Source organism: Rhodobacter sp. Har01 (genome assembly GCF_020564565.1).
In the GTDB taxonomy this organism is placed as follows: domain Bacteria; phylum Pseudomonadota; class Alphaproteobacteria; order Rhodobacterales; family Rhodobacteraceae; genus Pseudogemmobacter.
In genome coordinates, this window is record NZ_JAJCTD010000002.1 from 368,495 (window position 1) to 382,590 (window position 14,096).

Annotated in this window: 15 protein-coding genes; 7 read left to right on the forward strand and 8 right to left on the reverse strand. The window is 67.0% G+C overall.

The window, feature by feature from the left end; all coding sequences use genetic code 11:
• Nucleotides 1–75: 75 nt before the first annotated feature.
• The 5 genes from LHP98_RS07580 to LHP98_RS07600 all read right to left on the reverse strand — a co-directional run bounded on the left by LHP98_RS07580 (nucleotide 76) and on the right by LHP98_RS07600 (nucleotide 3,823).
• A complete protein-coding gene (locus LHP98_RS07580; protein WP_227251908.1) occupies nucleotides 76–906 on the reverse strand; it encodes a flagellar motor protein MotB in 831 nt (276 codons plus the stop codon).
• Nucleotides 907–1,100: 194 nt separating this feature from the next.
• Nucleotides 1,101–1,802, reverse strand: a complete 702-nt coding sequence (dnaQ, locus tag LHP98_RS07585; RefSeq protein WP_227251909.1) for a DNA polymerase III subunit epsilon — start codon at nucleotides 1,800–1,802, stop codon at nucleotides 1,101–1,103.
• Complete coding sequence (coaE, locus tag LHP98_RS07590) at nucleotides 1,795–2,400, reverse strand: dephospho-CoA kinase (protein ID WP_227251910.1); 606 nt, start codon at nucleotides 2,398–2,400, stop codon at nucleotides 1,795–1,797. The genes dnaQ and coaE overlap by 8 nt, the downstream gene beginning before the upstream one ends.
• Entirely contained in the window at nucleotides 2,397–3,236 is an 840-nt protein-coding gene (locus LHP98_RS07595; protein WP_227251911.1) for a shikimate dehydrogenase, read from the reverse strand. Before LHP98_RS07595 ends, coaE begins: the two co-directional genes overlap by 4 nt.
• On the reverse strand, nucleotides 3,233–3,823 hold the full coding sequence (locus LHP98_RS07600; RefSeq protein WP_227251912.1) for a Maf family protein: 591 nt from the start codon (nucleotides 3,821–3,823) through the stop codon (nucleotides 3,233–3,235). Before LHP98_RS07600 ends, LHP98_RS07595 begins: the two co-directional genes overlap by 4 nt.
• A 462-nt stretch (nucleotides 3,824–4,285) precedes the next feature.
• Between LHP98_RS07600 and LHP98_RS07605 the strand changes: the two genes are divergently transcribed.
• The 7 genes from LHP98_RS07605 to LHP98_RS07635 all read left to right on the forward strand — a co-directional run bounded on the left by LHP98_RS07605 (nucleotide 4,286) and on the right by LHP98_RS07635 (nucleotide 11,600).
• A complete protein-coding gene (locus tag LHP98_RS07605; RefSeq protein WP_227251913.1) occupies nucleotides 4,286–4,735 on the forward strand; it encodes a CopD family protein in 450 nt (149 codons plus the stop codon).
• Nucleotides 4,736–4,853: 118 nt separating this feature from the next.
• Nucleotides 4,854–6,122 carry a transcription termination factor Rho gene (gene rho, locus LHP98_RS07610; protein ID WP_227251914.1) on the forward strand — a complete coding sequence of 423 codons (1,269 nt, stop codon included), beginning with the start codon at nucleotides 4,854–4,856 and terminating at the stop codon, nucleotides 6,120–6,122.
• 15 nt (nucleotides 6,123–6,137) lie between these two features.
• On the forward strand, nucleotides 6,138–7,412 hold the full coding sequence (gene mnmE / locus LHP98_RS07615) for a tRNA uridine-5-carboxymethylaminomethyl(34) synthesis GTPase MnmE (RefSeq protein WP_227251915.1): 1,275 nt from the start codon (nucleotides 6,138–6,140) through the stop codon (nucleotides 7,410–7,412).
• Between the two features lie 11 nt (nucleotides 7,413–7,423).
• On the forward strand, nucleotides 7,424–9,283 hold the full coding sequence (gene mnmG / locus LHP98_RS07620) for a tRNA uridine-5-carboxymethylaminomethyl(34) synthesis enzyme MnmG (protein WP_227251916.1): 1,860 nt from the start codon (nucleotides 7,424–7,426) through the stop codon (nucleotides 9,281–9,283).
• Nucleotides 9,284–9,904, forward strand: a complete 621-nt coding sequence (gene rsmG / locus LHP98_RS07625; protein ID WP_227251917.1) for a 16S rRNA (guanine(527)-N(7))-methyltransferase RsmG — start codon at nucleotides 9,284–9,286, stop codon at nucleotides 9,902–9,904.
• Between the two features lie 10 nt (nucleotides 9,905–9,914).
• Entirely contained in the window at nucleotides 9,915–10,706 is a 792-nt protein-coding gene (locus LHP98_RS07630) for a ParA family protein (protein WP_227252084.1), read from the forward strand.
• An 18-nt stretch (nucleotides 10,707–10,724) separates the two neighbouring features.
• Nucleotides 10,725–11,600, forward strand: coding sequence for a ParB/RepB/Spo0J family partition protein (locus LHP98_RS07635; protein WP_227251918.1), 876 nt, complete (start codon nucleotides 10,725–10,727; stop codon nucleotides 11,598–11,600).
• 15 nt (nucleotides 11,601–11,615) lie between these two features.
• Here LHP98_RS07635 and hemW read toward each other — a convergent pair whose 3' ends face one another.
• Genes hemW through rph form a run of 3 tightly spaced genes read right to left on the reverse strand, consistent with a single transcriptional unit; the run spans nucleotide 11,616 to nucleotide 14,088 of the window.
• Entirely contained in the window at nucleotides 11,616–12,776 is a 1,161-nt protein-coding gene (gene hemW, locus LHP98_RS07640; protein ID WP_227251919.1) for a radical SAM family heme chaperone HemW, read from the reverse strand.
• Nucleotides 12,773–13,378, reverse strand: a complete 606-nt coding sequence (rdgB, locus tag LHP98_RS07645) for an RdgB/HAM1 family non-canonical purine NTP pyrophosphatase (protein WP_227251920.1) — start codon at nucleotides 13,376–13,378, stop codon at nucleotides 12,773–12,775. Before rdgB ends, hemW begins: the two co-directional genes overlap by 4 nt.
• Nucleotides 13,375–14,088, reverse strand: a complete 714-nt coding sequence (gene rph / locus LHP98_RS07650; protein WP_227251921.1) for a ribonuclease PH — start codon at nucleotides 14,086–14,088, stop codon at nucleotides 13,375–13,377. The genes rdgB and rph overlap by 4 nt, the downstream gene beginning before the upstream one ends.
• Nucleotides 14,089–14,096 lie beyond the last annotated feature (8 nt).

Below are 14,096 nucleotides of genomic sequence, written 5' to 3' on the forward strand. Positions count from 1 at the left end.
TGCCTGACCTGTTCTGGTCAGACTGCAGGATGGGAGCTAACGAAGCGCTAACGTCTCAAATTCGAATGATCGGCGTCAGCGGTCGGCGCGCAAGAGGATGATCTCGATCCGGTTGTTGCGGATGGCGGCGGCGTCAGCCACGGCCGGCTTGCGGTCGGCAAAGCCGCCGATGCGGTTCAGCCGGGCGCCGGTGAGACCGGCCATTTCCAGCAGTTCGCGCATCTTCTGGGCGCGCGCTGCCGAAAGATCCCAGGCCGGGTTGTCGGCCAGTGTGACAGGGTATGTCCGGACGTGGCCGTTCACGGCAACCTTGTTCGCCGTCAGGTTCAGCACCTCGACAAGGAGGTCGGCCAGCGCCACGGTGACGGCTGCGGGCGTGTCGCTGTCCTCGGCGAAAAGAGGCACGCCTTCGACGTCGAAGATCTCGATCACCAGGCCCTCGTCGGTGACCCGGGTGATGACATGCTTGAGCAGCGTCTCCATGGTGCGGCTTTCGCCGCCGCGGTCGAACAGCGCCTCCTGCACGGCCTTCAGCTGTTCGGCCTCATGCTCCTCGGACAAGGTATCCTCGGCCGAGCCGCTGGAGCTGCCGTTGTTGTTCGACGTGCCGCCCGATCCGTTGCGCACCTTGGTGTCTTCGGAGAACAGGGTGTCGCCGCCCAGGGCGCCATCGCCGCCGCCAGAGACGCGGTTGATCGGGATTGTCGGGTTGAAGTAGTCCGACAGGCCCTTGCGTTGCTTTTCCGTCGTCGCGTTCAGCAGCCACATCAAGAGAAAGAACGCCATCATGGCGGTCACGAAGTCGGCATATGCCACCTTCCAGGCGCCGCCGTGATGGCCGCCGCCCTTAATGACCTTCTTTCGCTTGATGATGACTGGCGCGGCATTGTTGCCTAGCCCGGTCATTCCCAGCACCCAAGTCTTTTCACACCCAAGTCCGGGTATAACAGGGCGTCGTCAATGGCCGCTTAACCTGCGGCCTTTTAGGTGAGTGCCGCGAAGGCGCCTTGATCCGGCCGGCGGTGTCCCATCATGGGACAGGGGTGTGCCGCAAGGGATTCCAAGGGCTTGGCGGCGCGAATTCACGATCTGTTAAGATTTCAAGGCCGCTTCAGCCAGATCGCGGCGTCACCCAGACTGGCCACAAAGGCGCTGTGGGCGGCCACCTCCTCGGGCGTCAGGCGGGGCGGCAGCGGTTCGGGCCGCGGGCGGGGGCGCCAATCGGGAGACTCGGTGCCGGCAGCGCCAGACCCGGCCCGGCCGCCCGCGGGCGCCAGCACCAGGTCGGGCTGGCGGCCGCCGATCAGCTCGAGATAGACCTCGGCCAGGATTTCACTGTCGAGCAGCGCGCCGTGCTTTTCGCGCGCGGAATTGTCCACCCCGAACCTGCGGCACAGCGCATCCAGCGACGCGGGCGAGCCGGGGAACCGCTGGCGGGCGATGGCCAGGGTATCGACCGCCCGTTCCCATGGCAGGGGAGGCAGACCGATCTGCTGCAGTTCGAAGTTCAGGAATTTCATGTCGAAGGCAGCGTTGTGGATGACCAGCCGCGCCGCGCCGATGAACTCAAGGAACGCCGCGCCGATGGCCGCAAACACCGGCTTGTCGCGCAGGAAATCGTCGCCCAACCCGTGCACCTCGAACGCCTCTTTCGGCATCGCACGCTGCGGGTTGATGTACTGGTGCCAGGTCCGGCCGGTGGGCAGGTGGTTGACCAGTTCGACCGCGCCGATTTCCACGATGCGGTGGCCCTCGGCGGGTTCGAACCCCGTGGTTTCGGTATCAAGGACGATTTCACGCATGGGCGGCGGCGATCCTGCGGCGGATGTCTTGCAGCACATCCTTGACCGCCGCGAGGGCGCTGTCGAGGGTGCGCGTGTCGATCACGTAATCGGCCCGGGCGCGCTTGTCGGCGTCTGGCATCTGGCGGGCCAGGATCGCCGCGAACTCGGCCTCGGACATGGTGCCGCGCGCCAGCACGCGGGCGCGCTGGTCTTCGGCGGGGGCCGAGACCACGGCCACCGCATCGCACGCGGCTTCGGCGCCGGTTTCATACAGCAGCGGCAGATCCAACAGCACGATGTCGGCGGTCTGCGCGGCCAGGAACGCGGCCCGGTCAGCGGCGACCAGCGGGTGAACGATGGCATTCACCCGGTCCAGCACGCCCAGATCGGCCGCGATCAGCCGGCGCAAAGCCGGGCGCGAGACGGCGCCTGTCGCATCCATCGCCTGCGGAAAGGCCCGGCCAAGCGCCTGTGCAGCCGCGCCCCCGGCCGCATACAGCCGGTGCACGGTGGCATCGGCATCCCAGACCGGCACGCCTTCGGCGGCGAACATCGCCGCGGTGGTGGATTTCCCCATCCCGATCGAGCCGGTCAGGCCAAGGCGAAACGGCGTCATGCCGAAAGGACGGCCTGCCGCGTGGCCTCATCGACATCGGGGCGCTGGCCGAACCAGCGCTCGAACCCCGGGGCGGCCTGATGCAGCAGCATCCCCAACCCATCGACCACGGTATTGCCGCGCTCTTCCGCCTCGATCAGCAGTTGCGTCTTCAACGGCGTATAGACCAGGTCGGTGACCAGCGCCTGTTGCGGCAGGGCGTCGAGCCGGACGCTGAAGTCCGGCTTGCCGGTCATGCCCAGCGCGGTGGTGTTGATCACCGTGGCGCAGTCTTCCAGCATCGCGCCCGCCTGCACCCATTCATGCACCACGATCTTGGCGCCAAAGTCGCTGCGCATCGCCTCGGCCCGCGGCCGTGTGCGGTTGGCCAGACGTATTTCGGGCACGCCCACCTCGATCAGCGCGGCCACCACGGCACGCGCGGCGCCGCCGGCGCCCAGAACCGCGGCGGGGCCGGCGTTCGCCACCCAATGCGGTGCATTCTGGCGCAGGTTGGCGATGAAGCCCGACCCGTCGGTGTTGTCGGCGTGAATTTTGCCGTCCTTGCGGTAGATGATGGTATTCGCCGCCCCGATCAGCGCCGCCCGGTCGGTGATGATGTCGGCGATCTGCAGGATCGCCTCTTTGTGCGGCAGGGTCACGTTGACGCCGACGAACCCCATTTTCGGCAGGTCGCGCAGCACCGTCTCGAGATCGCCGGGCGCCACGTCCATCGGGATGTAGAAGCCCTTCAGCCCATAGCGCCGCAGCCAGTAGCCGTGCAGCGCCGGGCTTCGGCTGTGGGCAATGGGGTGGCCAAGCACGCCAGCCAGCGGAATGCGCGGAAGTTCGGTCATGCCGGAATGATTCCCCTCTGCCCAAGATAGGACAAGAGCGGGATCAACGGCAGACCGAGGATGGTGAAATGATCCCCGGAAATGTGGGAGAAAAGCCGCACTCCTTCCTCTTCCAGCCGATATCCGCCGACGCTGTGGCGGATGGTTTCCCAGTTCCGCCCGAGGTAGGCGTCAAGGTAGGTGTCGGAAAAGGCGCGCATGGTCAGGTGGGCATCGGTGATCGTGCGCCAGACCGGCTGGCCCTGGTCATACAGAACCGCGGCCGACAGCAGTTTGTGGGTGCGGCCCCGCAACGCGGTCAGCTGGGCGCGGGCCTCGTCGAGGCTTTCGGGCTTGGCATAAACCCGGCCCTTCTGCTCAAGGATCTGGTCGCAGCCCAGCACCAGACCTTCGGGAAACCGCTCGGCCACCTTGCGCGCCTTCATCTCGGCCAGCGCATCGGCGATGTCGCGCGGACTGGCATCTTCGGCCAGCAGCGCCTGGCGGGCCTGCTCTTCATCGATGCGGGCCGGGTGGGTGGTCACGTCCAGCCCCGCCGCACGCAACAGCGCGGCGCGGGTTTCGGACGCCGAGGCGAGGATCAGCATGGGCTTCCCTGGGGGTATTTCCGCGGGTGACTCCGGGGTGCGACTCTGGGGCGCGTCTCTGTGGATAGTCTCGTTACGTTCCGCAGGCCGCAATGCGGGACAAGCGGCCAGACGGGCGGCAAGGATCGGCAGGCTGGGGACAGCTGTCAAGCGCCAGGGAACTTGTCCCGATGGGGATGCGGTTATCCCGGGGCTGGGGAAAAGCCGGCGCCACGGGCCGTCCGCAGCCGCATCCTGTGGAAAACGAATCTGCCGCGCCGCTTTCAACCCCTTGATCCGAAAATACAAATTTCCAGTCTGCCGCCCGGGCGCAAGGTTTTCCCGAAACGGTCCACAGCCGCGGGGCCTTGGGGCAAGATGCGGCGAATGGCCGGGTATCCCGTTGTCCCCAGCCCCAACATCATCATTCACTTTCTATAAATCTTCTTGTTAAAGAAGGCCCGGACATAAGGGGCGGGCAGGATGGGCGACTATCTGACAGACTGGTACTTCGTGAACCGGTCGATGCACATCATCTCGGTCATGGCCTGGATGGCGGGGCTGTTCTACCTGCCGCGCCTGTTTGTCTACCATGTCGAAGAGGTGGGCTCGGGCAACCCGACCGACCGGCTGTTCCAGACCATGGAGCGGCGGTTGATCAAGGCGATCATGAACCCCGCCGCGATCTCGACCTGGGTGTTCGGCCTGTGCCTGGTGTTCACCCCCGGCATCGTCGACTGGGGGTCGTACTGGCCCTGGTTCAAGGCCTTCTGCGTGCTGGTGATGACCTGGTTCCACTTCTGGTGCGACTGGCGCCGCAAGGAATTTGCCGCCGGCACCAACCGCCTGACCGGCCGCGCCTTCCGGGCGATGAACGAATTGCCGACGGTGCTGATGTTCGTCATCGTCTTCGCGGTGATCCTCAAGTTCTGATTTGTTGACTTCCGGCCGCTTCCGGCGTATCGCCGCGGTTGCAGGGCCGTCCGGCCCATGCGCCCCCCTGCCTGTCCGACGTGCGGCCCCTGTCCGATGGGGCCCGTGGAGCATTCCCATGACCGACCGCCTGAACCTCTCCGACCTCAAGGCCAAGACCCCGGCCGACCTTCTGGCTATGGCCGAGGAGTGGGAGATCGAGAACGCCCCTGCCATGCGCAAGGGCGAGATGATGTTCCAGATCCTCCGCGAACACGCCGAGGAAGGGTTCGAGATCGGCGGCGACGGCGTGCTTGAGGTGCTGCAGGACGGCTTCGGTTTCCTGCGCAGCCCCGGCGCCAACTACCTGCCCGGCCCCGACGACATCTACGTCGGCCCCGAGATCCTTCGCGTCTTCTCGTTGCGGACGGGGGATACCATCGAGGGCGTCATCAAGGCCCCGCAGGAGAACGAGCGCTATTTCAGCCTGACCAAGGTCACCCGGATCAACTTCGATGACCCGGAAAAGGCCAAGCACAAGGTGCTGTTCGACAACCTCACGCCGCTCTACCCCGAAGAGCGGCTGAAGATGGAAATCGAAGATCCCACCATCAAGGACCGCTCGGCCCGGATCATCGACCTGGTGGCCCCCATCGGCAAAGGCCAGCGCGCCCTGATCGTCGCCCCACCGCGCACCGGCAAGACGGTTCTCTTGCAGAACATCGCCCGCTCGGTCGCCGCGAACCACCCGGAATGCTACCTGATCGTGCTGCTGATCGACGAACGCCCCGAGGAAGTCACCGACATGCAGCGCTCGGTGAAGGGCGAGGTGATCTCCTCGACCTTCGACGAACCCGCCACCCGCCACGTCGCCGTGGCCGAGATGGTGATCGAAAAGGCCAAGCGTCTGGTGGAACACAAGCGCGACGTGGTGATCCTGCTCGACAGCATCACCCGCCTGGGCCGCGCCTACAACACCGTTGTGCCGTCCTCGGGCAAGGTGCTGACCGGCGGCGTCGATGCCAACGCCCTGCAACGCCCGAAACGCTTTTTCGGCGCCGCAAGGAACATCGAGGAAGGCGGCTCGCTGACCATCATCGCCACCGCGCTGATCGACACCGGCAGCCGGATGGACGAGGTGATCTTCGAAGAATTCAAGGGCACCGGGAACAGCGAGTTGGTGCTCGACCGCAAGGTCGCCGACAAGCGCGTCTTCCCGGCGATGGACATCCTCAAGTCCGGCACCCGGAAAGAGGAACTGCTGGTCGACAAGGGCGATCTGCAAAAGACCTATGTCCTGCGCCGCATCCTGAACCCGATGGGCACCACCGACGCCATCGAGTTCCTGTTGGCAAAGCTGAAGCAGACCAAGTCCAACAGCGACTTCTTCGATTCGATGAACAGCTAGGGCAGCCTTGGCCCGATGGACACGATCTACGCCACCGCCACCGCGCGGGGCCGGGCCGGCCTTGCGGTCCTGCGGGTTTCCGGCCCGCAGGCCCATGCCGTCTGCGCCGCGCTCTGCGGCAACGTGCCCCCGCTGCGCCGCGCCTCCTTGCGCAACATCCTGTGGGGTGGTGAGGTGCTTGATCAATCCCTTGTGGTCACCTTCGCCGAAAACGCCAGCTTCACCGGCGAACCCGTGGTCGAATTCCACATCCACGGCGGGCTGGCCGTCAGCGCCGCCGTGCTGCGCGCCATCGGGGAAACCGGTCTTGCAAGGCTTGCCGAACCCGGCGAGTTCACCCGCCGCGCGCTGGAGAACGGCGTTCTTGACCTGACCCAGGTCGAAGGCCTCGCCGACCTGATCGACGCCGAGACCGAGGCCCAGCGCCGCCAGGCCGTCCGCGTCCTGACCGGCGCCATCGGTGCGCGTGTGGAAGGCTGGCGCGCGCGGCTGGTCCGTGCTGCCGCCTTGCTGGAAGCCACCATCGACTTCGCCGACGAAGACGTTCCCGTCGACGTCACGCCCGAAGTGCGCGCGCTTCTCTCGGGCCTTGCCGCCGAGTTGGAAGCCGAATCCCTTGCCACGGCCAAATCCGAACGCATCCGAGACGGCTTCGAAGTCGCCATCGTGGGCGAGCCGAACGCTGGAAAGTCCACTCTTCTCAACCGCTTGGCTGGACGTGACGCTGCCATCACCTCGGAAATCGCCGGCACCACCCGCGATGTGATCGAGGTGCGGATGGATCTGGACGGCCAGGCCGTCACCCTGCTGGATACCGCCGGCCTGCGCGACAGTGCCGACCCGCTGGAGCGCGAAGGCATCCGCCGCGCGGTAGACCGCGCCGAAGCCGCCGACCTGCGCATCTTTCTGGGGCCGACGCAGATGCTGGCCCCGCGCGACGGCGATCTGGTGGTGCAGCCCAAGGCCGACCTGTGCGCCACCCAGGGCCTTGCCGTCTCTGGCAAGACGGGCGCGGGCGTCGATGCCCTTCTTGCCGGAGTGACGCGACGGCTCTCGGAAAAGGTGGCCGGGGCTGGTATCCTTGTGCGTGAACGGCACCGGCTGGCGCTGGACCAGGGGCTTGCGGCGATTCGGGCGGTGCTGGTCCTGTTGGACCGGCCAGACATGCCGCCCGAGATCGCCGCCGAGGACTTGCGGCGGGCGATCCGGGCCCTTGATGCGCTGGTGGGCCGGGTGGACGTGGAAGACCTGCTGGGCGAAATCTTCGCCAGCTTCTGCATCGGGAAGTAGGGATGTTTCACGTGAAACAGTTCGACGTGCTGGTGGTCGGCGGCGGCCATGCCGGGGCAGACGCGGCGGCCGCGGCCGCCCGGATGGGCGCGACGACGGCTCTGGTCACGATGCGGGCCGAGACCATTGGCGTGATGTCCTGCAACCCGGCCATCGGTGGGTTGGGCAAGGGCCATTTGGTGCGCGAGGTTGATGCGCTGGACGGGATCATGGGCCGGGCGGGGGATCGCGCCGGCATCCAGTACCGCTTGCTGAACCGCCGCAAAGGGCCCGCCGTGCAAGGGCCGCGCACCCAGGCCGACCGCAAGCTCTACCGCCAGGCCGTTCAGGCGCTGCTGGCCGAAGAACCGCTGCTGACCGTGATCGAAGGCGAGGCGGCGGAACTGCTGGTCGAGGCCGGGCGCTGCATCGGCCTGCGGCTTGCCGATGGGTCCGACTTGCGGGCGCGGGCGGTGGTGCTGACGACCGGCACCTTCCTGAACGGTATCATCCATATCGGCGACCAAAGCCGCTCGGGCGGCCGCGTGGGCGATGCGGCCGCAGTCCGGCTGGGCGATCAGCTGCGCGGCCTTGGCCTAGTGACCGGCCGGCTGAAAACCGGCACGCCGCCCCGGCTGGATGGGCGAACCATCGACTGGGCGCGGCTTGACATGCAGCCGGCCGACGATCAGCCGGTAATGCTCAGCTTCGTGAACACGGCGCCGCTGGTGCGGCAAATCTCTTGCGGCATCACCCACACCTCCGAGGCGACGCACGACATCATCCGCGCCAACCTGGGCCGCAGCGCCATGTACGGCGGCCATATCGAGGGCGTCGGCCCGCGTTACTGCCCGTCGATCGAAGACAAGGTCGTGCGCTTTGCCGACAAGACCAGCCATCAGGTGTTCCTGGAACCCGAAGGGCTGGACGACGACACGGTCTATCCGAACGGCATCTCCTCCAGCCTGCCGGCCCAGGTGCAAGAGGCCTATGTCCGCACGATTGCCGGGCTGGAACGCGCGGTGATCACCCAGGCCGGCTATGCCATCGAATACGACTACCTTGATCCGCGCGGTCTGCGGCCGACGCTGGAAAGCAAGGCGATGTCGGGCCTTTGGCTGGCGGGGCAGATCAACGGCACCACCGGCTATGAAGAGGCTGCCGCGCAGGGGCTGGTGGCTGGCCTGAACGCCGCACAATCTGCGGCCGGAAAGGACGCGGTCACGTTCTCCCGCACTGACAGCTACATCGGCGTGATGATCGACGACCTTGTGTCGCGCGGGGTGACCGAACCCTACCGCGTGTTCACCTCGCGCGCCGAATACCGCCTAAGCCTGCGCGCCGACAACGCCGACCAGCGCCTGACGCCGCTTGGCCTGCGGCTGGGCTGTGTGCGGGAAGGCCGGGCACGGGCCTTTGGCGACAAGATCGAAGCGCTCGATCGCGTTATCGGCGCCCTGAAGTCCCGCGCGTTCACCCCCAAGGAACTGGCCGGGGCCGGGGTTCTGGTCAGCCAGGACGGCGCTCGCCGCTCGGGTTTCGACGTGATGGCGCTGCCGGACTATGACCCGGCGCAGCTTGATGCGCTGATGCCCGACCTGGCCGACCACCCGCCCGAAGCGCGGGTTCAGGCGGGGATCGAGGCGCTTTATGCCCAGTACGCCGACCGTCAGGCCGCGGACGCCGAGGAGTTGCGGCGCCATGAGGGCACGGCGATTCCGGCTGGCTTCGATTATGCCGCGCTGCCCGGTCTGTCGCATGAACTGAAGGGCAAGCTGGTCCGCGCGCGTCCCGAAACGCTGCATCAGGCCCGGCAGATCGAGGGGATGACCCCCGCCGCGCTGACCTTGCTGATCGCCAGCCTGAAGAAACCTGCGAAGCGGGCGGTCTAGGTGGATCAGGCGCTGTGGAACTCCCTGGGCGTCGGCCAGGACGGCCTGGACAAGCTGCACGCCTTCGCGGCGTTGGTGCAGAAGTGGACGGTGCGAATCAATCTGGTGGCCCGGTCCACCCTGCCGGACCTCTGGGCGCGGCATATCGAGGATTCGGCGCGCCTTTGCCTTTGCGCCCCGCAATCCCCAAAGGTTTGGGCCGATTTCGGTGCCGGCGGCGGCTATCCCGGCATCGTGGTCGCCACAGTGCTGCAGGCGCGGGGGGCCGCAACGCGGGTGATTCTGGTCGAATCAGATCAGCGCAAGGCCGCCTTCCTGCGCGAAGCCGCGCGCACCCTGCATTTGCCGGTCGAAGTGCACACGGAGCGCGCCGAAACCCTGCCGCCCTTGACCGCCGATGTGGTTTCCGCCCGCGCCCTCACGGCGCTTGACGGCCTTTGCGGCCTTGCGCAGCGCCATCTGGCGCCGCAGGGCGTGGCGATCTTCCCGAAAGGCGAGACCTACGCGGAGGAAATCACCGAGGCCCGGAAAAACTGGCGCTTCGATCTGGAGACGGTCATCGATCCGCGCCATAAGGGGGCCATCCTTTGCCTGAGGAACATCACCCGTGCCCTCCACTGACCCGCTTCCGATGCCCGATCCGACGCCTGCGCATGTGATCGCCATCGCCAACCAGAAGGGCGGGGTCGGCAAGACCACGACGGCGATCAACCTGGCCGCGGCGCTGGCGGAAAAGGGCTTTCGCGTGCTGCTGGTGGACCTTGATCCGCAGGGCAACGCCTCAACCGGCCTGGGCGTCACGCCCAAGGACCGCAAGCACACCACCTATGATCTGCTGGTGGCCGATGGCGTGCCGGATGAGATCATCCGCAAGACGCGGGTGGCGGGCCTGTGGCTCAGCCCGGCGAACTCGGACCTGGCCTCTGCCGATATCGACCTGGTTTCAAACGAAAAACGCAGCTTCCTCTTGCACGATGCGCTGCGCCACCCGCAGATCGAGGCGATGGGCTTCGACGTCATCTTGATCGACTGCCCGCCCTCGCTCAGCCTGCTGACGGTGAACGCGCTGGTCGCGGCGCATGCCGTGCTGGTGCCTCTGCAAGCTGAATTCTTCGCGCTTGAGGGACTGTCGCAGCTGCTGCTGACGGTGCGCGACGTCCGCCGCTCGGCCAATCCGGCGCTGCGAATCGAAGGCGTGGTGCTGACCATGTATGACCGCCGCAACAACCTGGCCCAGCAGGTCGAAACCGATGCGCGCGAAAACCTGGGCGAGATGGTGTTCCGCACGGTCATTCCGCGCAACGTCCGGCTGTCCGAGGCGCCGTCCTTTGCGATGCCTGTCACCGAATACGATTCGGCCTCGAAAGGGGCCGAGGCCTATCGGGCGCTGGCCGAGGAAATTGCCGCGAAACTGCGGCGTTAGAGACGAAAAGAGGCAGGAATGGAACCGAGGAAAGGGCTTGGCCGCGGGCTTTCGGCGCTGATGTCGGATGTGAACCTGCGGCCCGAAAGCGAAGGCCCGCGCCGGGCCGACACCCGCCTGCCGGTCGCCAGCCTGCGGCCGAATCCCTTGCAGCCGCGCAAGGATTTCGACCCCGCCGCGCTTGAGGCACTGGCCGATTCGCTGCGGCAGAAGGGGGTGATCCAGCCCCTGGTGGTGCGGCCCGTGGGCGATTCGTTTGAAATCGTCGCCGGCGAACGCCGCTGGCGTGCGGCCCAGATCGCCCAGTTGCACGAGGTGCCGGTGGTCATTCGCGACCTTGACGACACCGAAGTGCTGGAAGTCGCGATCATCGAGAACATCCAGCGCGAGGATTTGAACGCCATCGAAGAGGCGCTGGGTATCCGGGCGCTGGTTGACCGCTTTGGTCACACCCAGGAAAAGATCGCAGAGGCGCTGTCGAAAAGCCGCAGCCACATTGCCAACCTGTTGCGGTTGCTGAACCTTCCCGACGAGGTGCAGGGTCTGGTCCGGTCTGGCAGGATCAGCGCCGGCCACGCCCGGGCCCTGATCGGCACGCCCGACCCGGTGGCGCTGGCCCGCCGGGTGGCCGCGCAGGGGCTGTCGGTGCGTGAGACGGAAAGGCTGGTCCGTCAGGCCTCCGAGACGACGAAACCCACGCGCGACCGGGCCGATTCGTCCAAGGATGCCGATACACGGGCGCTTGAGGGCGATCTTTCCGCGCATCTGGGCCTGTCGGTGAAGATCGACCACCGCGGCGAGGGCGGGACGGTGACGATTTCCTATCGCTCGCTGGAGGACCTTGACCGCCTTTGCAGCCTGTTGTCGCAGGCGCCGGGCGGCCTGGCCGACTGAGTCGGGCCGGTTGGCTCAGGCCGACAGGTCCAGCACCAGGCGGTTCAGCAGCAGCCGCCCGGCGTCTGTGGTGCAAAGCCGGTCGCCGTCACGCCGCAACAGGCCCGCCGCAAGGCCCGCTTCCAGCGCCCCGGGGTTCAGATCGCTGCCGGAAAGTGCCTGATAACGGCCGATCTCCGTGCCCTCGGCCAGGCGCAGCGACATCATAAGGTATTCATCGGCCTGATCGACCGGCTGCAGCACTTCTCGCGGCTGCTCGCCGGTGCCGGTTTCGCGAACGGCGCGCAGCCAGGCCTCGGGGGTGCGCAGCGTGCTGGTGGCGAACCGGGTGCCGTCCAGCGTCAACCGGCCATGCGCGCCGGGGCCGATGCCCAGATAGTCGCCCATCCGCCAGTACACCAGATTGTGGCGCGATTCCGCGCCTTCCGCCGCGTAGTTCGATACCTCATAGGCCGAAAGCCCTGCGTCGCCGCAAAGCTGGCCGGTCGCCAGATACATGTCGGCCGCAAGGTCTTCGTCCGGCAAACCGGGCAGCTTTCCGGCCTTGTGAAGGGCGCCGAAGGCGGTGCCGTCCTCGATGGTCAGCTGATACAGCGACAGGTGGTCGGGGCCGCGGGCCAGAAGGCCGCGCAGTTCGGCCTGCCACGCGGCAAGCGTCTGGTCTTGCCGGGCATAGATCAGGTCGGCCGAGACGCGGGGAAAGGTGGCGCGGGCCAGATCGAAGGCGGCAAGCGCCTCATGCGCCAGGTGCTGGCGGCCCAGCCGGCGCAGGTCATCGTCACTCAGCGCTTGCAGCCCGATCGACAGCCGGTTCACCCCGGCGGCGCGATAGCCGCGAAAGCGGTCGGCCTCGACCGAGGTCGGGTTGGCCTCAAGCGTGATCTCGACATCATTCTCGAACCGCCAGTGGCGCGCGATGCGGTCGAGCACGGCGCCGACCAGGCCCGGGTCCATCAGCGACGGGGTGCCGCCGCCAAAGAACACCGATCGCAGGATGCGCCCGCCGGTCTCGGTCGCGGCGCGGTCGAGTTCGGCCAGATAGGCGGTATGCCAGTCGGTCTGGTCGATGCCGTCGCGAACGTGGCTGTTGAAGTCGCAATAGGGGCACTTGGCCTTGCAGAACGGCCAATGCAGGTAAAGCGCAAAGCCGCCGTCCTGCCAATCGTCGTGTTTCACGTGAAACACTGCGCCAGCATGCGGGCGACGGCCTGGCCGCGGTGGCTGATGGCGTTCTTCTCGGCCGCGGTCAGTTCGGCGAAGGTTCGGGCGTGGCCGTCGGGCTGGAACATCGGGTCATAGCCGTGGCCATCCTGCCCGCGCCGGGGCCAGACAAGGCGGCCCGGAGCGGTGCCCTCCACCCATTCGTCATGGCCATCGGGCCAGGCCAGCACCAGCGTGCAGCGGAACTGCGCCGTCCAGGGCTGGGGAAAACCGGCCAAGGCCGCGTGGGTCTTTTCCATCGCATGAACGAAATCGCGGCCCGCCGGCGTGGTCGCCCAATCCGCCGTATAGACCCCCGGCGCGCCATCCAGCGCATCGACGGTCAGCCCGGAATCATCGGCCAGCGCCGGCAGGCCCGAGGCCTTGGCCGCCGCATGCGCCTTGATCCGGGCATTGCCGAGGAACGAATCCTCCGTCTCCTCCGGCTCGGGCATGCCCAGATCGCCCGCCGAGACGCAAGACACCCCCAAGGGCGCCAGCAGCTGGGCGAACTCCTCCAGCTTGCCGCGGTTGTGGGTGGCGATCACCAGCCGGTCGCCGGTGAACCGCCGCGTCATGCCAGGGCCTTGCGCTGCGCCTCGACCAGCGCGGCGATGCCCTTGTCGGCCAGCGCCATCAGCGCCTGCAGATCGGCCACGCTGAACGGCGCGCCCTCGGCCGAGGCTTGCACCTCGACCAGCTTGCCCAGGCCGGTGACGACAAAGTTACCGTCGGTGCCGGCGACCGAATCCTCGTCATAATCCAGGTCCAGCACGGGCTGGCCGCCATAGACGCCGCAAGACACCGCGGCGACGTGGTCAAGGATCGGGTCCGACAACAGCAGACCCTTTTCCCGCAGCTTGTTCACCGCCAGCCGCAGCGCCACGAAGCCCCCGGTGATCGAGGCGCAGCGGGTGCCGCCATCGGCCTGGATCACGTCGCAGTCGATGACGATCTGGCGTTCGCCCAGGGCCTGCCGATCGACCACCGCGCGCAGGCTGCGACCGATAAGCCTTTGAATTTCCTGCGTTCTTCCGCTTTGCTTGCCGGCCGCGGCCTCTCGCTTGGTGCGCGTGTGGGTGCTGCGCGGCAGCATGCCGTATTCCGCGGTGACCCAGCCCATGCCGGTGTTGCGCAGGAACTGCGGCGGCTTTTCCTCGATGGTCGCGGTGCACAGCACATGCGTTCCGCCCATGCGGATCAGGCACGACCCTTCGGCATGGCGGGTGACGGCGGTCTCGATGGTGACGGGGCGAAGTTCATCCAGGGCACGGCCAGAGGGGCGCATGATCATCC